18 protein-coding genes are annotated in these 19838 nt (G+C 73.3%); 14 read left to right on the forward strand and 4 right to left on the reverse strand.

Annotated features, from left to right (window positions below; translation table 11 throughout):
- Window positions 1-61: 61 nt before the first annotated feature.
- Together AB0K07_RS26445 and AB0K07_RS26450 are read right to left on the reverse strand one after the other, a co-directional pair.
- Window positions 62-1324 carry a nucleotide sugar dehydrogenase gene (locus tag AB0K07_RS26445; protein ID WP_363758772.1) on the reverse strand — a complete coding sequence of 421 codons (1263 nt, stop codon included), beginning with the start codon at window positions 1322-1324 and terminating at the stop codon, window positions 62-64.
- 117 nt (window positions 1325-1441) lie between these two features.
- Window positions 1442-2812: a protein kinase gene (locus AB0K07_RS26450; protein ID WP_363758775.1), complete on the reverse strand. Its 1371-nt coding sequence runs from the start codon at window positions 2810-2812 to the stop codon at window positions 1442-1444.
- A gap of 491 nt (window positions 2813-3303) precedes the next feature.
- On the opposite strand from AB0K07_RS26450, the gene AB0K07_RS26455 reads away from it, so the two are divergent.
- From AB0K07_RS26455 to AB0K07_RS26500, 10 genes are all read left to right on the forward strand, one after another.
- On the forward strand, window positions 3304-4005 hold the full coding sequence (locus AB0K07_RS26455) for an RNA polymerase sigma factor (RefSeq protein WP_363758778.1): 702 nt from the start codon (window positions 3304-3306) through the stop codon (window positions 4003-4005).
- 16 nt (window positions 4006-4021) lie between these two features.
- A complete protein-coding gene (locus tag AB0K07_RS26460; protein ID WP_363758781.1) occupies window positions 4022-4843 on the forward strand; it encodes a hypothetical protein in 822 nt (273 codons plus the stop codon).
- 158 nt (window positions 4844-5001) lie between these two features.
- Window positions 5002-6237, forward strand: coding sequence for an ergothioneine biosynthesis glutamate--cysteine ligase EgtA (gene egtA / locus AB0K07_RS26465; protein ID WP_363758784.1), 1236 nt, complete (start codon window positions 5002-5004; stop codon window positions 6235-6237).
- A gap of 116 nt (window positions 6238-6353) precedes the next feature.
- Complete coding sequence (gene egtB / locus AB0K07_RS26470; RefSeq protein WP_363758787.1) at window positions 6354-7691, forward strand: ergothioneine biosynthesis protein EgtB; 1338 nt, start codon at window positions 6354-6356, stop codon at window positions 7689-7691.
- 28 nt (window positions 7692-7719) lie between these two features.
- On the forward strand, window positions 7720-8466 hold the full coding sequence (egtC, locus tag AB0K07_RS26475; protein ID WP_363758790.1) for an ergothioneine biosynthesis protein EgtC: 747 nt from the start codon (window positions 7720-7722) through the stop codon (window positions 8464-8466).
- A gap of 50 nt (window positions 8467-8516) precedes the next feature.
- Window positions 8517-9482, forward strand: a complete 966-nt coding sequence (gene egtD, locus AB0K07_RS26480) for an L-histidine N(alpha)-methyltransferase (protein WP_363758793.1) — start codon at window positions 8517-8519, stop codon at window positions 9480-9482.
- Between the two features lie 214 nt (window positions 9483-9696).
- Window positions 9697-10284 carry a TMEM165/GDT1 family protein gene (locus AB0K07_RS26485; protein ID WP_363758844.1) on the forward strand — a complete coding sequence of 196 codons (588 nt, stop codon included), beginning with the start codon at window positions 9697-9699 and terminating at the stop codon, window positions 10282-10284.
- 39 nt (window positions 10285-10323) lie between these two features.
- Entirely contained in the window at window positions 10324-10686 is a 363-nt protein-coding gene (locus tag AB0K07_RS26490) for a DUF1622 domain-containing protein (protein ID WP_363758796.1), read from the forward strand.
- Complete coding sequence (locus tag AB0K07_RS26495) at window positions 10683-10970, forward strand: hypothetical protein (RefSeq protein WP_363758799.1); 288 nt, start codon at window positions 10683-10685, stop codon at window positions 10968-10970. Before AB0K07_RS26490 ends, AB0K07_RS26495 begins: the two co-directional genes overlap by 4 nt.
- A 41-nt stretch (window positions 10971-11011) precedes the next feature.
- The gene (locus AB0K07_RS26500) at window positions 11012-11209 is read left to right on the forward strand and encodes a hypothetical protein (RefSeq protein ID WP_354962179.1); all 198 of its coding nucleotides are present in this window, start codon (window positions 11012-11014) and stop codon (window positions 11207-11209) included.
- A 61-nt stretch (window positions 11210-11270) separates the two neighbouring features.
- Here the strand turns inward: AB0K07_RS26500 and nhaA are convergent, their stop codons facing one another.
- Entirely contained in the window at window positions 11271-12629 is a 1359-nt protein-coding gene (gene nhaA / locus AB0K07_RS26505; protein ID WP_363758802.1) for a Na+/H+ antiporter NhaA, read from the reverse strand.
- 341 nt (window positions 12630-12970) lie between these two features.
- Between nhaA and AB0K07_RS26510 the strand changes: the two genes are divergently transcribed.
- Window positions 12971-14431, forward strand: a complete 1461-nt coding sequence (locus AB0K07_RS26510) for a polysaccharide biosynthesis tyrosine autokinase (protein ID WP_363758805.1) — start codon at window positions 12971-12973, stop codon at window positions 14429-14431.
- Here AB0K07_RS26510 and AB0K07_RS26515 read toward each other — a convergent pair.
- Entirely contained in the window at window positions 14412-14966 is a 555-nt protein-coding gene (locus AB0K07_RS26515; RefSeq protein ID WP_363758808.1) for a low molecular weight phosphatase family protein, read from the reverse strand. The two genes, AB0K07_RS26510 and AB0K07_RS26515, sit on opposite strands and share 20 nt — an antisense overlap.
- Before the next feature lie 168 nt (window positions 14967-15134).
- Between AB0K07_RS26515 and AB0K07_RS26520 the strand changes: the two genes are divergently transcribed.
- The 3 genes from AB0K07_RS26520 (at window position 15135) to AB0K07_RS26530 (ending at window position 18909) form a co-directional block, all read left to right on the forward strand.
- Entirely contained in the window at window positions 15135-16379 is a 1245-nt protein-coding gene (locus AB0K07_RS26520) for a glycosyltransferase family 4 protein (protein ID WP_363758811.1), read from the forward strand.
- Window positions 16380-16478: 99 nt separating this feature from the next.
- Window positions 16479-18263 carry a DUF4012 domain-containing protein gene (locus tag AB0K07_RS26525; protein ID WP_363758814.1) on the forward strand — a complete coding sequence of 595 codons (1785 nt, stop codon included), beginning with the start codon at window positions 16479-16481 and terminating at the stop codon, window positions 18261-18263.
- Window positions 18264-18276: 13 nt separating this feature from the next.
- The gene (locus AB0K07_RS26530) at window positions 18277-18909 is read left to right on the forward strand and encodes a hypothetical protein (protein WP_363758817.1); all 633 of its coding nucleotides are present in this window, start codon (window positions 18277-18279) and stop codon (window positions 18907-18909) included.
- Window positions 18910-19838 lie beyond the last annotated feature (929 nt).

The raw sequence follows: 19838 nt of genomic DNA on the forward strand, positions 1-19838 counted from the left end.
GACATCCGCCGGCCGGCCCCGCCATCTTCCTCCGCGGCGGGACCGGCCAGCGGTGCCGGGTCTACAGGCGCTCGACCATCGGGCCGACGCACCGGTTACGGGTGTCGAAGACGTAGCGGGCGTGCCGCGCCACCAGGTCGTAGTCGAAGCTGTCGTGGTCGGTGACCACCACCACCGCGTCCGCCGCCCGCACCTCGCGCTCGGTCAGACCGACCACGGTCACCCCGGCGGGGATCTGGTGCGCCTCGGCGTACGGCTCGACCGCGTGGACCTCGGCGCCGAGCGCCTGCAACCGGCGGGCCACGTCGACCGCGGGGGAGTCCCGCATGTCGCCGGTGTTCTTCTTGTACGCCAACCCGAGCAGCAGCAGCCGGGCGCCGGTGACCGCCCGGCCGGTGCGGTTCAGCCCCGCCATGATCCGCTGCGCGACGTGCTCCGGCATCTCGTGGTTGACGTCGTTGGCCAGCTCGATGAACCGGAACTGCCGACCGAGACGGCGCTTGACCTGCCAGGACAGGTAGCACGGGTCGATCGGCAGGCAGTGCCCCCCGACGCCGGGGCCGGGGCGGAACGGCAGGAAGCCGAACGGCTTGGTCTCCGCCGCGTCGATCGCCTGCCACACGTCGATGTCCAGGTGGTGCGAGAGCATCGTCAGCTCGTTGATCAACGCGATGTTGACCTGGCGGAACGTGTTCTCGATCAGCTTGGTCAGCTCGGCGACCCGGGTGGAGTCCACCGGTACGGTGCGCTCCACGAGTCGCTGGTAGAACCCGTCCACCCGGGCCAGTGACGCCGGGTCCACACCGGAGACCACCTTGGGGGTGTTCTCCAGCCGCCAGGTCGGGTTGCCCGGGTCGATCCGCTCCGGGCTGTAGCCGAGGTGGAAGTCGCCGGGGCTGTGCAGCCCGCTGGCCGACTCCAGCAGCGGGCGCAGCAGCTCCTCGGTGGTGCCGGGGTAGGTGGTCGACTCCAGGATCACGGTGCAGCCCGGCCGCACGTACGGGCCGATGCCGATGCCGGCCTGCTCGACGAAGCTCAGGTCGGGCGTGCCGTCGCGCAGCGGGGTGGGCACGGTGATGACGCAGATGTCGAAGCCCTCGGCGTCGGTGTACTCGGTGCTCGGGTGGTACCGGCCGCTGCCCAGCGCCCGGCCCAGCCGGTCGGTCGGGATGTCCTCGACGAACGACTCGCCGGAGGCGAGCCGCTTCACCCTGTCGGCGTCGACGTCGAGGCCGACCACGTCCAGCCCCGCCTCGACGGCGCGCATGGCCAACGGCAGTCCGACGTACCCCTGGCCGATCACGACCAGCTTCTCAGCGCTCACCCGGGCTCCCGCGGCAGATGATGGAAATGACCTGCTGAGAGCCTAGAGAGGTCTTCGGTGCCGTAAGTCCGTTTTGGGGATATCGGTGCTGGTGGGGTTCGCCGAGCGCCGGTCGGCTCAGTTGCCCGCCGGCACCTCCGGCTCGGTGGGCGGGCTCGTGGTGGTCGGCGGCGGGTCACTCGGCGGGGGGTCGCTTGGTGGCGGATCGCTGGCCGGCGGGTCGCTGGGTGGCGGCGCGGTGGTGGCGGTCGGCGACGGCGTCGACGGGCTGGCCGTCTCGCTGGGCCGGGCGCTCGGCGTCGCGCTGACCGTCGCCGACGGGGTGTTGGCCGGGGCGTTGGGTCGGTTGGGCCGGACCGGATCCTCGGTGGGCTGCTCGTTCGTCACCGGCAGGTCGAGCTCATCGGTCGGTGCCACCGCCGGCACGGTCGTCGGCACGGTGACCGCCGGGGCGTCCGCGCTCCCGGCCGCGCCCAGGGCCGCCGCCAGGCCGGTCAGGGCCACGAGCACGGCCGCCGCCGCGCCCACCAGCGCACCCCGTCGGCTGCGCCGCCCGGTGCCCGTCGCCACCGCCGCGCCGAGCGGCACGTCGGTGCGGGTGCCCGGCCCGGCGTCGCGCAGCGGGGTCGCCGCCGTCACCATCGCCGTGGGTGGCTCGCCGCCGGTCACCGCCGTCCGGGCCGCCTCGGCCATCGCCGCGCCGCTGCTGAACCGTTCGAGCGGATCCTTGGCCAGGGCCTGGGAGACCAGGGCCCGGACCGCCTCCGGGATGTCGTGCGGCAGCTCGGGCGGCTCGTCGTCCAGGTGCCGGACGGCGACCTGGAGTGGGTTGTCGCCGGTGAACGGCGGCCCGCCGGTGAGGCAGCAGTAAGCGACCGCGCCCAGGGCGTAGATGTCGGTGGCGCCGCTGACCGGCCGGCCGGCGGCCTGCTCAGGCGCCATGTAGAGGGCGGTGCCCGGCACCGCGTTGGTGCTGGTGATGCTGGTGACGTTGGTCGAACGGGCCACGCCGAAGTCCACCAGGACGACCGTGCCGTCCTCCTGCACCAGCAGGTTGCTGGGCTTGACGTCGCGGTGCACGATGCCGCCGCGGTGCGCCGCGTTCAGCGCCTGGGCCGCCTGGGCCACGATCGACATCGTCTCGGCCACGTCGAGCCGGCCGGCCGCCTCGATCCGCTTGGACAGCGGCTCGCCGTCGACGAACTCCATGACCAGGTAGTCAGCCCGGCTGCCGTCGGGCAGGTCGTCCTCGCCGCAGTCGTAGACCTGCACGATGCCCGGGTGGCGCAGGGCCGCCATGATCCGCGCCTCGGCCCGGAACCGGGCGATGAAGTCGGGGTCGGAGACCAGCGCCGGCAGCAGGACCTTGACCGCGACCTGCCGGCCGAGGACCAGGTCGGAGGCACGCCAGACGTCGCCCATGCCGCCAGTGGCGACACGTTCGTCCAGGCGGTACCGACCGCTGAGCACGACCTCCGATGACAACACGGCATTACCGTACCCAGAGAGGCGCGCAACGGCGCGCTGCGGCTGGTCGGCCGGGTGGTTCGTACCCACCGGTCCATCCGGTCCGACCTCTGTGGACGTGCTCTTTCTGTGACGCGGCAGCGACGCGCGGTGACGAAACCCGACACATGGCGGCGTACACTCGGCCGACTACGGCGGAGAACCACCTCCGGGCGCGCAAAGCGTCCGATGGTCACCGCACGTTACGGCGACGCGCCGACTTGCGGACTTGATAATTGTCACTCTTCCGTGACGTGGTGCCGACTTGTCGCCCCCTTCGGTCCCCTCCTAGCGTTAGCCCGGCTCGGGCCCACCGGGCGGGCAGCGCGTCGACAACCGACCGCCATGGCGCTGGTCCAGACATCCCGCCCCGACAACCAGGGGCGCGGGAGCGATCACGTTCGGCGGAGGGGCGGTGCGGTGCGGGGACTGGTCGGGCCGACGGTTCGCGCCGCGCGGAGTGCTCCGGTGCGGTGGATCAGGCCGGGGCGTCCCGGACGATCCGTGGCCTGCGGATGACCGGCGAGCTGTCGGAGGCGGTCACCGCGGCGCAGGACGGGGACGAGGACGCCTTCCGCTTCCTGTACCGCAGCCTCCAACCGGGCCTGCTGCGCTATCTGACGGCCCTGGTCGGCGCGGACGCCGAGGACGTCGCGTCGGAGACCTGGTTGCAGATATCCCGCGACCTGCCGAGCTTCACCGGTGGTGAGTTCCGCGCCTGGACCGTCACCATCGCGCGCAACCGGGCGATGGACCACCTGCGCCGCCTTCGGCGCCGACCGTCGCTGCCGGTCCCGGTGCAGGCACTCGCCGACCTGGCCGGCGACGCGGACACCGCCGAGCGGGCCGGCGAGACGATCGGCACCGAGGCCGCCCTCGCCCTGATCGCCACCCTGCCACCCCGCGAGGCCGAGGCGGTCCTGTTGCGGGCCGTGATCGGCTTGGACGCGGAGTCCGCCGGCCGCGTGCTGGGCCGCCGGGCCGGCGCCGTCCGTACCGCCGCACACCGTGGCCTGCGGCGACTCGCCGCCCTGATGGAACGGCAGGAACCGGTCCGGCCGCCGGTCACCGCCGAGGGCGTCGTGCCGCCGGTGGGCGCCGAGAGCGTGCCGCCGCCTCTTCCGCGCACCGGCCGATCCGGGCGGACGTCGCACGCTGAGCCGGCGGACGGCTGACGTGAGGGGATTCCGGATGAACCCGAACCGGCCGGACCGGCGGGCCGAGCGAGCCGAGACCGAACGACTGCTCGACGCGGCCCGCGCCGGCGCTCCCGCCACGCCCGGCTCCACGCCGGACGGGGTCCGCCCGGCTGTCCCGGACCCGCAGGCCGCAGCGACCCGGGACCGCGCGGGCACCCCCGCCGACCCGGACGTGACCGGGGCCGACCCGCTGGCCCGGCTGCTCGCCGCGGCCGCCGGCCCGGTCCGGCCGGGTGAGCTGGCCGGGGAGGAGGCCGCGCTGGCCGGGTTCCGGGTCGCTCGGGCCAACCCGGCGCCCACCGTGGCCCGCCGGCCGCACCGCCGCCGGTTGACCACCGGCGCGGTGGCGTGGATGGGCGCGCTGGCCGCCACCGCCACCGCGGGCGCGGCGTTCGCCGCGGTGAGACTGGACCGGGCGCCGGATCCGGCCCCGGTGACACCCAGCAGCCCGTCGCCGGCCCCCAGCGACGTCGAGGCGACCCCCTCCGCCGGTCACACCGCCACGCCCAGCCGGTCGACAGCGGGCACGCCGTCCGCCACGAGCACGCCGTCCGCCATCGGCACCCCGTCCGCGGGCGCGGCACCCCCGGGGCAGTTGAGGGGCCTGTGCCGCGCCTGGCAGGCCAAGAAGCCCGAGCAGCGGGAGAAGGCGCTGCGGACGCCCGCCTTCGAGAGGCTGGTGACCGCGGCCGGAAGCGCCGGAGAGGTCGAGGCGTACTGCCAGCGGTTGGTGCCCGAAGAGACGGAGTCGTCCCCGTCGGCGAAGGTCAAACCGTCCCGCACTCCGGCGACCCGCCGGCCCGCCCCGGAGTGAGCGTCCGGCGGCAGTGGCCCTTCGTTCCGCCCCGCACCGCGAAATTCGTCTGATAGACAGAGTTTGGTGGCGCCGTCGACGGCCCCCGACGGTGTCGGTGGGCGGGGCTACGGTGGCACAGTGTCCCGGAGCCGGCGCACGGAGAGGGGGCCCGACCGGTGGTGACGTCGCCCGAGCTGGACCGCGGCGCGATCCTGCGTGAGTCCGCCGCCGCAGGCGGGCACCTCGCCCGGATCTGCTTCAAGACCGGCCCTCCCACGCACACCGGCGTCGAACTGGAATGGACTGTGCACGACGCCGCCCACCCCGCCCGACCCGTCGATCCGGCGCGGCTGCGGGCGGCCCTGGGGCGGCACAGTCCCGTCACGCTGGACGTCACCAGCCCGGCCGAGCCGCTGCGACACGGCGGCACGGTGACTCTGGAGCCGGGCGGCCAGCTGGAGATATCCACCCCGCCGCGCTCCTCAGTCGCCGCGTTGATCCAGGCCACTGAGGCCGACATCGCCCAGGTCACCGACCTGCTGGCCGCCGCCGGGCTGATCCTCGGCCGCAGCGGCATCGACCCGCACCGCCGGCCCCGCCCGGTGCTGGAAACTCCCCGCTACCGCGCCATGCGTGGCGCCTTCGACCGGCATGGCCCCGCCGGCCGGACCATGATGTACAGCACCGCCGGCCTGCAGGTCTGCCTCGACGCCGGTGAGCCGGACCAGGTCGCCGCGCGGTGGTCGGCGGCGCACGCCGTCGGCCCGCCGCTGCTCGCGGCGTTCGCCTCCGCGAGTCGGCACGCCGGGCGGCGCACCGGCTGGGCCTCTGCCCGGATGGCCGCCTGGCTGGCGATCGACCCGGCCCGCACCCGCCCGGTCTGGGCGCCGGACCGCGCCGACGAGGACCCGACCGCCACCTGGATCCGGTACGTGCTCGCCGCGCCGCTGCTCTGCCTGCGCCGGCACGGCCCGGACTGGACCGCACCACCCGGCGTGACCTTCGCCGACTGGCTCGACGGCGCGCTGCCCCGGCCGCCCACCACCGACGACCTCGACTACCACGTCAGCACCCTCTTTCCGCCGGTGCGTCCACGCGGCTACCTGGAGCTGCGGTATCTGGACGCCCAGCCCGGCCGGGACTGGCGGCTCCCGACGGCGGTGCTGGCCGCCCTGTTCGCCGACCCGGGCACCGTGCGCGCGGCGTACGCGATCGGCGCGCCGGTGGCGCACCGCTGGTCGGCCGCCGCCCGGCGTGGCATCGCCGACCCGGCCCTGGCCGCCGCCGCGGCGGCACTGCTCGACCTGGCCCTGACCACGCTGCCCCGGCTCGACCTGCCGGCCGGCACCCATGACGAGATCCAGCGCGACGTACGGCGGCGGCTGGCCGCCGCGGAGAGGGGAGACCGGTGAGCGCGAGGAGTGAGCCGGGGTTGCGAGCCCCGCAGTCGGGAACGACGGGCGGCTCGGTGAGCGCGAGGAGTGAGCCGGGGTTGCGAGCCCCGCAGTCGGGAACGGGAGGCGGCTCGGTGAGCGCGAGCACGACGGGACACGCCGACGGGGAGCAACTGCGCGGCCGGATCGCGGCGGAGCTGGCGCGGGCCCGGTCCCGCACCGCGCTGCTGACCGAGGTGGTCGACGACGCCGACCTGATGCGCCAGCACTCACCGCTGATGTCACCGCTGGTCTGGGACCTGGCACACGTCGGCAACCAGGAGGAGCTCTGGCTGGTCCGCGACGTCGGGGGCCGCGAGCCGGTCCGGTGCGACATCGACGAGCTGTACGACGCGTTCAAGCAACCCCGCCGGGACCGCCCCACGCTGCCCCTGCTCCCACCCGCCGAGGCGCGCGCCTACCTGGGCACGGTCCGGGACAAGGTGCACGACCTGCTCGACGCGGTGACCTTCACCGAGCGGCCGCTGGTCGCCGACGGGTTCGCCTTCGGCATGATCGTCCAGCACGAGCAGCAGCACGACGAGACGATGCTCGCCACGCACCAGCTGCGCTCGGGGCCGGCGGTGCTGCACGCCCCACCGCCGCCGGAGCCGCCCACCGCTGTCGGTGGGGAGGTGCTGGTGCCGGCCGGCCCGTTCACCATGGGCACCGACACCGACCCGTGGGCGCTGGACAACGAGCGTCCCGCGCACCGCGTCGACCTGCCCGCGTACGTCATCGACGCCGTCCCGGTCACCAACGGCCAGTACGAGGCGTTCATCGCCGACGGCGGCTACACCGACCCGCGCTGGTGGAGCCCGGCCGGCTGGGCGCACCGGCTGCGGGAGGAGCTCGGCGCGCCGATGCACTGGCGCCGGGACGGCGACGGCTGGTCGTACCGGCGCTTCGGCCGGTGGGACCGGGTCCGCGCCGACGAGCCGGTGGTGCACGTGTGCTGGTACGAGGCGCAGGCGTACGCGGCGTGGGCCGGCAAGCGGCTGCCGACCGAGGCGGAGTGGGAGAAGGCGGCCCGGTGGGACCCGGCGACCGGCCGGTCCCGCCGCTACCCGTGGGGCGACGACGACCCGACCGACGCGCAAGCGAACCTCGGCCAACGCCACCTGCGGCCGGCCCCGGTGGGCGCGTATCCGGCCGGCGCCTCACCACTGGGCGTGCACCAGCTCATCGGTGACGTCTGGGAGTGGACGTCGACCACCTTCCGCGGGCATCCCGGCTTCACCGCGTTCCCGTACCGCGAATACTCCGAGGTCTTCTTCGGCGACGACTACCGGGTGCTGCGCGGCGGCTCGTTCGGCACCGACCGGTCCGCCTGCCGGGGCACCTTCCGCAACTGGGACTACCCGATCCGGCGGCAGATCTTCAGCGGCTTCCGCTGCGCCCGCGACGCGCGGCCGGACGAGTCGCACCGGTGAACCGCCACGCGACCGGCGGGGTGGGCTGATGTGTCGCCACCTGGCCTACCTCGGGCCGCCGGTCACCCTGGCCGAGTTGCTGTTCGATCCCCCGTACTCGCTGGTCCGGCAGTCCTGGGCGCCCCGCGACATGCGCGGCGGCGGCACGATCAACGCCGACGGGTTCGGCGTCGGCTGGTACCCGGGTGACGGCGACCCGGTGCGCTACCGGCGGGCCCAGCCGATCTGGAGCGATCCGACGATCGCCCAGCTCGCCGCGGTGACCCGCGTCGGTGCGGTGCTCGCCGCGGTCCGCTCCGCCACCGTCGGGATGGCGGTGGTCGACGGGGCCGCCGCGCCGTTCGCCGAGGGGCGGTGGCTGTTCAGCCACAACGGCGTGGTGCGTGGCTGGCCGGACGCCGTGGTGCCGCTCGCCGCCGGCCTGCCGGTGCGCGACCTGCTCACGCTGGACGCCACGACCGACTCGGCGCTGCTCTGGGCGCTGGTCCGGCATCGGCTGCGCGCCGGCGCCGACCCGGTCGAGGCGGTCGGGCAGACGGTGGCGGACGTCGCCGCGGCGGCCCCCGGGTCGCGGCTCAACGTGCTGCTCACCGACGGGCACCGGGCGGTGGCCAGCGTGGCCGGGCACGCGCTGTCGGTGCGCGCGAGGGCCGGCTCGGTGCTGCTCGCCTCCGAGCCGCACGACGATGATCCCGGCTGGCGCCCGGTGCCGGAGGGGCATCTGGTCACCGCTACGGCGGGCGAGGTGCGGGTAAGCGCACTGCCGACCCGGTGAGCCGCACCGGTGGGGGCAGGCAACGGTTGACCGAGCAGAGAGGCGATGTGATGACGGCGGAACCGCTGGAGATCTACCTCGAGGAGCAGGACCTGGAGCGTGGGCTGCGCGAGGACGTCCGGGCCGGGCTGAGCGCCGACCCGAAGTGGCTGCCGCCGAAGTGGTTCTACGACGCTCGGGGCAGCGAGCTGTTCGAGGAGATCACGCGGTTGCCCGAGTACTATCCGACCCGCGCCGAGCGGGCGGTGCTGGCCGAGCGGGCCCCCGAGATCGCCGCGCTGACCGGGGCCAAGACCCTGATCGAGCTGGGCTCGGGCTCGTCGGTGAAGACCCGGCTGCTGCTGGACGCCTTCACCCGCCAGGGCGGGCTGGGCACCTTCGTCCCGCTCGACGTGTCGGTCAGCGCGCTGCGCGCGTCCACCGCAGAGGTCGCCGCCGACTATCCGGGGCTGCGGGTCCGCGGCATCGTGGGGGACTTCACCCGGCAGTTGGACCGGCTGCCCACCGGCGGCCGGCGGTTGGTGGTGTTCCTCGGCGGCACCATCGGCAACCTCCTGCCGGCGGAGCGGGCCGAGTTCCTGGCCGCGATGCGCGCCGCGCTGGAGGTCGGCGACTGGCTGCTGCTCGGCACCGACCTGGTGAAGGATCCCTCGGTGATCGTGCCCGCGTACGACGACGCGGCCGGGGTGACGGCCGAGTTCAACCGGAACGTGCTGCATGTGATCAACCGGGAACTGGGTGCCGACTTCGACCCGGCGGCGTTCGAGCACGTCGCCCGCTGGGATCCGACGCACGAGTGGATCGAGATGCGGCTGCGGGCGACCCGACCGATGCGGGTCCGGGTGCTGGACCTCACCGTGGAGTTCGGCGCGGGGGAGGAGCTGCGCACGGAGGTGTCGGCGAAGTTCCGCCCGACGGGGGTGGCCGCTGAGCTGGCCGCGGCCGGGTTTGTCGCGGCGGAGTTCTGGACCGATCCGGAGGGGCTCTTCGGGGTCACCCTGGCGCAGGCGCGGTGAGCCTGGCCACCCGCCGCGGCAGGGCCGGACGCTGATCGGCTAGGCTGGTCGCGCGAAGGGGAGTAGCCCCCAATGTCGTGGTCGACATACTGGTGCGTTCCGCATCCGGCCACGCGGCCCCGGTCTCCGGGGCGGGCGAGACCTTCGACTCAGGCTGTTGCAGCCGGGTCGAGGGCGCCCCGTACCTCCTCCCGGCATGATCGGGAAGGGTGTCATGGAAGGATTCTTCGCCGCGCTGGTCATCAGCTTCGGCGTCATCTTCGTCGCCGAGCTGGGAGACAAGTCCCAGCTGATGGCGCTGACGTTCGCCACACGGTTCCGGCCGGTGCCGGTGCTGATCGGCATCACCGTCGCCACGGCGGTGGTGCACCTGGCGTCGGTCGCCATCGGTTCGGGTCTCGGCGCGGTCCTGCCCACCGAGTGGATCACTCTGGTGGCCGGCGTGGCGTTCCTCGCCTTCGGCGCGTGGACCCTGCGCGGAGACAGCCTGACCGACGAGGAGAAGCGCAAGGCCGAGAAGACCAGCAAGTCCGCGATCGTCGCCGTGTCGGTGGCGTTCTTCCTGGCCGAACTGGGCGACAAGACGATGCTCGCCACGATCACGCTGGCCACCAAGTACGGCTGGTTCGGCACCTGGCTCGGCTCCACCATCGGCATGGTGGCGGCGGACGCGTTGGCCATCCTGGTCGGCCGGATGCTCGGCCGTCGACTGCCGGAGAAGGCGATCAAGTACGGCGCCGCGGTGCTCTTCGCCATCTGCGGCCTCTGGCTGATCCTGGAGGCGGTGAACCAGCTGACCTGAGCGCCGACTACCCGCCCCGGTGACGGGTAACGGCCCCGGGTGGACGCGGCGGAGCTACTGCGCCAGGGCGACGAGGTGCTGGTGGCCGTGGTGGAGGTCGCGGGCGCTCTGGTGATTTTCGTCGGCGCTGTCTGGGCGGCGGTGCGGTTCGTGGTCGAGGGGCTGCGACACCGCACCGCCGCTGTCTTCACTCCCATCCGGCTCTCCCTGGGCCGGTTTCTGACCCTCGGCCTGGAGTTTCAGCTGGCGGCCGACGTGCTGCGCACCGCGGTGTCCCCGTCGTTCACCCAGATCGGCCAGCTGGCGGCGATCGCCACGATCCGGACGGCGCTGAACTACTTCCTCGGCCGGGAGATCCGTCAGGAGCAGCGGCAGGTGGCCGAGGGTGAGCGCCCGACGTGATCGGCGCGCTGGTCATGGTGGTGACCGCGCTGGCCCTGGTCGCCGGTGTGGTCACGGTGCTCAGCACCGGGGCCGGCCGGACCGCCGTCCGGGTGGTGCTGGACCTGCTGATCGCGGCCGGACTGCTCCGGCTCGTCGGCGATCCGGGCTGGAGCGGCCTGGCCAGCTCGGCCGCGATCGTCGCGCTGCGCCAGCTGCTCGCGGCGGCGCTGGCCACCGTGCCGCCGTGGTCGCGCCGACAATCCCGGCCGCCCTGCGCCGCGGACGATCACCACCTAGCGTAGGCGGTACGAGACGAAACCGGCGCGAGCGGGAGGACGACCACATGAGCAGGCACGACGAACCGAACGAGTACGGCTTCGCCGGCGATGCCACCGCTCCCGAGCCGCCGCCCGGTGGGAAGCCCGACGAGCAGGACCTGGCCGAGGAGGTGGCGGTGCCCGGTGACGACCTCACCGAACCGGCGGCTGAGGCGCTCTCCGAGGAGACCGAGGAGCGCCGGCCCGCCGAACGCGGCCGCTGATCCGTCGGGCTCTCGTCCGGGCTCACCGGCGCCGTCGGGGCCGGACTCCCCGGCGTCCCCCTCAGCTGTCGGAGGACCTCTGGTAGACGTCGGGCACGCCGTCGCCGTCGGCGTCCAGTCGCTCCCGTTCCGCCACCCGGCGGTACACCGCGTTGCGGCGGGCCAGCACGGTGGCGGCCAGCCCAGCGGAGATCACCGACCCGGCCAGCACGGCGGTCTTGACCCGATCGTCGGCCGTGCTGCCCACGCCGAAGGCCAGGTCGCCGATGAGCAGGGACACCGTGAACCCGACGCCGGCCAGGAGCGCGATCCCGAGCAGGTCGGCCCAGGTGATGTCCTCGTCCAGCTCGGCGCGGGTGAACCGGGCCAGCAGGAAGGTCGACCCGAAGATGCCGATGCTCTTGCCGAGCACCAGGCCGGCGACGATGGCGATCACCACCGGGTCGGACAGCAGGGCGGCCAGGTCGGTGCCGCGCAGAGTGACGCCCGCGGCGAACAGGGCGAAGACCGGCACCGCGACGCCGGCCGAGACGGGCCGCCAGCGGTGTTCCAGGTGGGCGGCGAGCCCTCCGTCGTCCCCGCTCGCACCGCCGGCAGCCGGCGCGCCACCCGCCCGCCGTCGGGCGGCCAGCACCGGCACGGTGAAGCCGAGCAGGACGCCGGCCACCGTGGCGTGTACGCCGGAGGCGTGCACCAGCGCCCAGGCGGCGACCGCGAGCGGGATCAGCGCCCACCACCAGATGCGTCCGCGCTGCACCAGCAGGGCGAAGAGCCCGATCGGAGCCAGGGCCGCGAGCAGCGGCACGGGATGGAAATCGGCGGTGTAGAAGATCGCGATGATGGTGATCGCGAAGAGGTCGTCGACCACCGCGAGGGTGAGCAGGAAGGCGCGCAGGCCCTGGGGCAGGTGTGAGCTGACCACGGCGAGTACGGCCAGTGCGAAGGCGATGTCGGTGGCGGTGGGGATCGCCCAGCCGCGCAGCCCCTCCCCGCCCGCGGTCAGGATGACCGTCACGTAGATCAGCGCGGGCAGCAGCATCCCGCCGAGGGCGGCCACCACCGGTAGGGCGGCGCGCCGGGGGTCACGCAGTTCACCGGTGACGAACTCGCGCTTGAGTTCGAGGCCGACCACGAAGAAGAAGATGGCCAGCAGGCCGTCCGCGGCCCAGGAGGCCAGGTCCAGGTCGAGATGCCAGCGCGTGCCACCGGCCCAGGGCACCCAGCCACCCAGCCGCGCGTACGCGTCGGACCAGGGAGAGTTCGCCCAGATCAGCGCGATGACGGCGCCGAGCAGTAGCAGGGCGCCGCCGACGGTCTCGGTACGCAGCACGTCGGCCAGGTGCCGGGCCTCGGGCCAGGATGATCGCGAGAACAGCCGTGCCGGCCGGGACGGGCCGGACGGTGGGGTGCGGGCGGTCATCTGTGGCGCTCACCTCGGGTGGTCGGGACGGCACGAATCCAATCGCCGACCAGGCTTCCCGGCACACCGCTGCTGACCCTATCCGGGCTCGCCCGTCGCGGCGACCGCAGGGGCGATCCGGACGCCGGCCGATCGGCTGTCGACTTTTCCCCGATGTCACCGCTGCCGAATGGACGTTTGTCGGGTTGGTCATGCGGGCGCACGTGTTGTCGCCATCGAAAACCGATAACTCCGGACATAAGCCGTATGAGCGGCTTTAATGGTTTCACGAGTTTACAGACGACCTTGGGGGTTTTCGTGAAGTTCTTTGGCGTAACCGGACCGGCACGGAGGCGCGCCTGATGGACCTGCTCCGCCAACTGCGCCACGTGCGTCGGCACTGGTGGGTCGTGCTGGTCACCGTCATGGTGGCCCTGGGCGTCTCGGCGTTTCTGACCGTCCGGGCCCAACCCCGGTACGTCGCCTCGGTGACGTTCTTCGTCACCACCCCCAACCAGGGCGTCACCGACGCCTACCAGGGTGGGCTCTTCCTTCAGCAGCGCGTCAAGTCGTACGCCGACCTGCTCAGCAGCGACCGGCTGGCGCAGAGCGTGGTGGCCGAGACCCCGGTCGGGCTCACCGCGGACGAGGTGCAGCGCCGGGTGAGCACCTCCACCGAGGCCGGCACCGTCCTGCTGCGCGCGTCGATCACCGACACCGACCAGAGCCGCGCACTGCGGGTGACCGAGACCCTCGCGGCGAAGTTCGTCGAGCTCGTGCAGAGGGTCGAGACGCCACCCGAGGGCAAGGCGCCCGTGAAGATCGAGGTGGTCAGCGGCCCACGGGTGAGCGCCAGCCCCGTCTCACCTCAACCGGCACGCAACCTGACCCTCGGCGGCCTGGTGGGTCTGATGCTCGGCGTCGGCCTGGCGATTCTGCGCGGCGTGGCCGACGTCCGGTTGCGCGACGCCGCCGGTCTGCAACGTGCCACCGGCAGCCCGCTGCTCGGCGAGATCCCGTTCGAGGGCAGCGCCCGCTCCGCGCCGCTGATCGTCGGCGACGCCGCGACCTCGGCGCGGGCCGAGGCGGTCCGCAAGCTGCGTACCAACCTGCGTTTCGTGGACGTGCACGAGCCGGCCCGCGTCATCGCCGTGACGAGCGCTCTGCAGGGCGAGGGCAAGACCACGCTCTCCTGCAACCTGGCCATCGCGTTGGCCGAGGCGGGCTGGCGGGTGCTGCTGGTCGACGCGGACCTGCGCCGTCCCAAGGTCGACGAATACCTGGGCCTGGACGCCGGTGTCGGCCTCACCGACGTGCTGGTCGGTGACGTCCAGGTCGGCGACGTGGTGCAGCGCTGGGGCGACAAGTCCCTGCTCGTGCTTCCCAGCGGTTCCGCCCCGCCGAACCCGAGCGAGCTGCTCGGCTCCAAGGCGATGGCGGACCTGCTGCTGGCCCTGCGTGAGTCGGCGGACATCGTCATCATCGACACCGCGCCGCTGCTCGCGGTGACCGACGGTGTGGTGGTGGCCGTGCAGGCCGACGGCGCACTGCTGGTGACCCAGCAGGGCCGGACCTCCCGGACCCAGGTGGCCGCGGCGGCCCGTTCGCTGCACTCGGTCTCGGTCCGGCTGCTCGGCTGCGTGCTGAACATGGCCAAGGTCGCCAAGGCCGAGGCGTACCAGTACGAGGCCTACCGGGTCGTCGCCAAAACGGCGACGCCGTCGGTGCCGGCCGACCGGGCGACGTCCGCCCGGCACAGCGAGGGCACCGGGGTCAACGGCGTCAGCGACCGCACCCAGGAACTCACCCGGTTGCCCCGATGAGCGCGGCGAGGGGTCGTAGCGATCGTTCGATCTCCTCGGCGCAGCGTCGGAAGTCGGCGGCGGTGCCGCCGATCGGGTCCCGTAGGTCGTCCGCGTCCGGGGCGGCGGGTTGCAGCCGCCCCCGGGCGTGGGCGGCGGCGGCGATCGCGGCCCGCAGCGAGTCGTCGCCCGGCTCGGTCTGCGGCTCCGCCGCCGCGGCCAACCGGCCGAACTGGCGCAGAGTGAACGTCCGGTGCAGCGCGGCCGGCGCCAGCGCGGTGCAGACCGAGCGCTGGCGCCGGGTGGCGGTCAGCACCAGCGTCGCGTCGGCCAGAAACTCCGGGCGCAGCCCGCGGCTGCGGAAGGCCGCCGGGTCCGCTCCGCCCTCGGCCGCGATCTCCATGGCGTACGGGTGCATGGTCAGGCCGTCCATCGCGTCGGTGCCGGCGCTGGCCACGGTGACCGGGCGGTCGGCCAGCAGCCGGCGGGCCAGGTACTCCGCCATCGGCGACCGGCACAGGTTGGCGTGGCAGACGAACAGCACTCGGTCGACCATTGGTGCCCCTCTCATCGGTGCGGACGCGGGCGACCACACCACTGGCGCGGTGCGTCGCCGCCGGTGGCCGCGCGGGGAGGGGTTGTCGGCATCGTACGCGGGCGGGGCACCCACCGGTCGCGGTGCCGCGCCGACCGGGGCGGATCCGTGGCGGACGGCGGTGGTCCGGTGAAAATCGGCATCCTGTCGTACCACTTTCCGCCGGAGCCCGCGTTCATCCCCGGCAGTCTCGCCGAGGAGTTGGCCGCACGTGGGCATGAGGTCCGGGTGCTCACCGGGTTCCCGGACTACCCCGGTGGGCACGTCTATCCCGGCTGGCGCCAGCGCTGGCACCACGAGACGCACAGCGAACGCCTGGCCGTGAAGCGGGTGCCGCGGTACGCCAACAACGCCGCGTCGACCCGCGCCAGGATGGCCAGTTACCTCTCCTTCGCCGGCAGCGCGACCCTGGCCGCGCGCCGGTTCCTCGGCGGCGTGGACGCGCTCTACGTCTTCCAGTTGCCGGCCACCACGTTCGCCGCTGCCGGAGTGCTCCGGCTGCTCGGGCGGGTGCCGGCGGTGCTGCACGTGCAGGACGTCTGGGCGCGCGACGGCGCCGACGAGCCGGGCGACGGCCGCTGGTCCGCGCGGTTGGGCGCCGCGATGGCCCGGATCTACCGGAGCGCCGCGCGGGTCGCCGTGGCCGCGCCGTCGATGCGGGACCTGGTGGTCGCCGCCGGCGCCGACCCGGCCCGGGTCCGACTGGTGCTGAACTGGACCGACGAGAGGATCTTCCACCCGGCGACGCCGGGTCCGGCGGCCCGCCAGCTGGTCGGCCGCGACGGGCGGTGCGTGGTGATGCACGCCGGCACCATCGGTGCCCGGCAGGGGTTGGAGACCGCGGTACGTGCCGCCGCGGCGCTGGACCGGACGATGGAACTGGTCCTGGTCGGCTCGGGCGCCGACGAGCGGCGGGTGCGGGGGCTCGCCGCTGAGCTGGGCGCGGAGAACGTGCGCTTTCTGGAGCGACGGTCCCCGCTCGACATGCCCGAGCTGTACGCCGCTGCCGACTACCAGCTCGTCATGCTGCGTGACCTACCGGAGCTGCGGGGCATGGTGCCCGCCAAGCTCCAGGCCGCGCTCTCCTGCGCCACGCCCGTGGTGGCCTCGGCCGGCGGCGACACCGCCGAACTGGTCGAACGCGCCCGGGCGGGGTTGTCCTGCCCGCCCGAGGACTGGGCCGCGCTGGCCGACCGGTTCTGGCTGGCCGCCACCATCCCCCCGGCGGCACGCGCGGAGATGGGTCGCCGGGGCCGGGAGGCGTACCTGCGGGAGATGTCGTTGCCGGCCGGGGTGGACCGGATCGAGCGGCTGCTGCACGAGGCGGCCGGCCGGGTTCCCGAGCGCGTCGATCCGCGAGGGAACCTCGCGTAACGGACGAGGAATGCAATAACGGTACGAAGTTCCTCACCGCATGCTAAGAACGTCAGGGATATCTGACCTTCTGTCCGGTTCCACGAACGGGAGTGTGGTGTGACGGAGAGCGAACGACCGCGCCGGCGGCGAAGCCGGTCCCGGCGCCGCCGGCGGGCGCGACTGCGACGGGCACTCCTCGGCGCCCTGGTGGTCGGCTCGCTGCTGCTGGCCAGCGGCGGGTGGATCGGTTTCCGCGGCTGGCAGGCGCGCGCCCATCTGCTCAACGCCGCCGGCCTGGCCCGCGAGTTGAGCGCGCAGGTGGTCGGCGGGGACACCGACCGCGCCCTGCGGACCCTCGCCGCCCTCCAGGAGCAGGCCGGCGCGGCCCGGGCCGCGACCACGGACCCGGGCTGGCAGCTCGGTCGGCGTACTCCCATCGCCGGTGACGACCTCGACGCGGTCCAGCAGATCGCCGTCGCCATCGACGACCTGGCCCGGCAGGCGTTCCCGACCCTGCTCCGGATGGACCTGACCAGCCTGGTGCCGACCGAGGGCCGGCTGGACCTGGTCCGGCTCACCGCGGCCTCCGCCGAGCTGTCCCGGGTGGACGGCGCGGTGCAGCGCACCCGCCGCGACCTGGCGGCGGTGCCCGGCGACCAGCTGGTCAGCCAGATCCGGCAGGCGCTGACCGACCTGCGTGGCGAGATCGACCGGCTGGCCGGCCTCACCACGGCCGCCGACCAGGGCGCCCGGCTACTGCCGCCGCTCCTCGGCGCGAGCGGCCAGCGCCGGTACCTGCTGGTCTCGCAGAACCTGGCCGAGTTGCGCGCCACCGGCGGCATGTTCGGCGCGTACGCGATGATCGAGGCCGAGAAGGGCCAGGTGCGGATGGGCCAGCAGGGCAGCAGCGCCTCCCTGGGCCGGTTCACCCCCGCGGTGAAGCTGCCCACCGAGATCAGGGCACTCTGGACCGATCTGCCCGGCATCTATCCCGCCGACGTCAACCTGACTCCGCACTTCCCGACCGCCGCGGCGCTGTACCGGGAGATGTTCCGCCGCAAGACCGGCACCACGGTCGACGGGGTGCTCGCCGTCGACCCGGTGGTGCTGTCCTACCTGCTCAAGGCGACCGGCCCGGTGATGGTGCCCGGCGGTGTCCCGCTGGCCAGCGAGAAGGTCGTGCAGACGCTGCTCAATGAGACGTACCAGCGGCTGGACATCCGGGAGCAGGACGAGTTCTTCACGGCGTCCGCCGCCGCGGTGTTCGACGCCTTCTTTAAGAAGAATGTCAACCCTAGGGTGTTGTTGTCCGTATTCGACCGTGCTATCACCGAACGCCGGATATTGTTCTGGAGTGCCCGACCGGAGGAACAGCGGACATTCGGCGACAGCCGGATGGCCGGGACGCTTCCGGAACAGGACACCGTGCCGACGGTCGGCGTGTTCCTCAACGACGGCAGCGGCGCGAAGCTCGGCTACTACCTGCGGCCGACGGCGAACCTGACGGTCAGCGAATGCCGGCCCGACGGCCGCCGCGAGCTCCGGCTGCGGGTGACCCTGCGCTCGACGGCGCCGAAGTCCGGACTCAGCGAGTCCGTCCTCGGCCTCGGCCTGGCAGGGGACCCGTACACCATCCGCACGCTGGTGTCGATCTTCAGTCCGGCGGGCGGAAGCGTGCTCGAGGCGCGCCTCGACGGCACGGAGATCGCACTCGGCAGCGGCACCGAGCGACGCCGGCAGGTCGCCACGGCCAACGTCGAGGCGAGCCCCGGTGCCGAACGGGTCTTGGAGGTCACCGTGTTGACCGCGAAGACCGGCGTCGGGCAGGCCGAGCTGTGGCTGACCCCCACCGCCAGCCCTTGGACCACCCAAGTTCATTCCGCACCAAGCTGTGACCAGTAGGAGGGAACCAATCATGCGGCTTTCCCGCATCATCATGGCGCTCACGGTCGGCCTGGCCGTAGCGGCCGTGCCGACCGCGGCGGGGGCGGCACAGCCGCAGCCACAGCCGTCGCCGTCCATCACGGACACGCCACAGCCACCGGTGTACGTGCCCGCGCCGCCGCTGCTGACCGTCAACCGGCCGACGATCCTGCTCGGCGAGACGGTCGTACTGACCGGTACCGGCTTCGGTCGGTTCGAGATCGTCGACATCGCCGTGACGGTCACGCCGCTGGCCGCTCCGGCTGCCGGTCAGGCGCCGGCCCGCCGCAGCGACGGCAGTACCGTGGCGATGGCTCCGGTGGCGTACCAGGCGAGCGCACCGCTGCACTTCACGGCGCATACCGACAGGGACGGCAAGTTCACCCGGAGCTACAAGCCGTCGGTGACGGGTCTGCTGACCTTCACCGCCACCGGCCGCTCCTCCGACCGGAGCGCCAGCACCGAGCTTCGGGTGCTGCACAAGAAGCAGCCGCTGCCCGTCACCGGTAGCAGCCTCGGCACGCCCATGAAGCTCGGCGGCGGCCTGGTCGGCGCCGGCGCGGTCATGCTGCTGCTGACTCTCGCGTGGCGTCGTCGCCAGCGCCTCGGTGGGGCCGCGCACTGATCCGCACCCCCGACCGGGCAGGGCCCGGACAGCACCTCAGGCTGGCGCCCGTCGGAATGTCCGACGGGCGCCAGCCTGTCCGTGCCTCTTGTGTGCGGTCCCTTGTTCGTTGTGCGTTGTCGGTGGGGTGGGGCCTGCCGTGTCCGGCTGCGGGCGGTCAGGCAGCCCACCCTCCCGCCGGTGGCCGGCCGTCCGTTTGGTCTGCGGGGATGCGGTGGGCTGGGTCTGCGCGATCGGCTGCGCCAAACTCGCTGCGGGCGAGGTTGTTGTCGTTGGCGATATACCTGTGAGTCATGAATATGCCTGTGAGGTATGGCGCTCACCGTCTACCTCGCCCTCGGACGGCTTGGTCAGGGTGATCGACTCGGTGTCGCGGTGTCCCGATGTCGGCGATGCGGAGTCGATCAACCGCTGATCGGCCGGTCTGACGCCCGGGACGTCCGGTGTTCTGGCACCGGATGTCCGGTATCGGGGGTTCTGGCGTGTGGCCGGCTGCACTCGCTGGGGTGGAATCGGGGCGGGCCGGGGGTCGTTACATACCCTGACGATCGCAGGACCACGGCCCACCACCCCCGGGGCCCGCCCGGGATGGAATGCCGGCCAGGCCGCGGTCGTTGCACACCCCCCGAACGACCGCACCAGCACCCTCCACGAGAGTGCCGATGGACGGGCCGAACCCGGAATGCCCCCGGCCCGGCGGTCGTTACACAGGGACCCGGCGCCACGAGGCCCCCGCCCGTAGGCCGCCAACCCCCGAAGACTTTCCCCCCGTGTATGAGAGCGCCGGACGAGGTGCTTGCACCCTGCGTGCCGTTCCCCTGAGCGGCTGGTGGCTGTCTACCCCCTGAAGGAGCCCCCGATGAACACGATCCTTCGTAAGAGCGTGTTGTCTGTTGCTGGTCTGGCGTTCGCCGGTGGTGTGTTCGCCG

The sequence above is a fragment of the Micromonospora sp. NPDC049301 genome (assembly GCF_040678715.1).
In the GTDB taxonomy this organism is placed as follows: Bacteria; Actinomycetota; Actinomycetes; order Mycobacteriales; family Micromonosporaceae; genus Micromonospora.

Coding starts and splice junctions, on each gene's coding strand:
- AB0K07_RS26460 (WP_363758781.1), top strand. CDS start 4,022: ATGAACCCGAACCGGCCGGACCGGCGGGCCGAGCGAGCCGAGACCGAA.
- egtC (WP_363758790.1), top strand. CDS start 7,720: ATGTGTCGCCACCTGGCCTACCTCGGGCCGCCGGTCACCCTGGCCGAG.
- egtD (WP_363758793.1), top strand. CDS start 8,517: ATGACGGCGGAACCGCTGGAGATCTACCTCGAGGAGCAGGACCTGGAG.
- AB0K07_RS26485 (WP_363758844.1), top strand. CDS start 9,697: ATGGAAGGATTCTTCGCCGCGCTGGTCATCAGCTTCGGCGTCATCTTC.
- AB0K07_RS26500 (WP_354962179.1), top strand. CDS start 11,012: ATGAGCAGGCACGACGAACCGAACGAGTACGGCTTCGCCGGCGATGCC.
- nhaA (WP_363758802.1), bottom strand. CDS start 12,629: ATGACCGCCCGCACCCCACCGTCCGGCCCGTCCCGGCCGGCACGGCTG.
- AB0K07_RS26510 (WP_363758805.1), top strand. CDS start 12,971: ATGGACCTGCTCCGCCAACTGCGCCACGTGCGTCGGCACTGGTGGGTC.
- AB0K07_RS26515 (WP_363758808.1), bottom strand. CDS start 14,966: ATGGTCGACCGAGTGCTGTTCGTCTGCCACGCCAACCTGTGCCGGTCG.
- AB0K07_RS26530 (WP_363758817.1), top strand. CDS start 18,277: ATGCGGCTTTCCCGCATCATCATGGCGCTCACGGTCGGCCTGGCCGTA.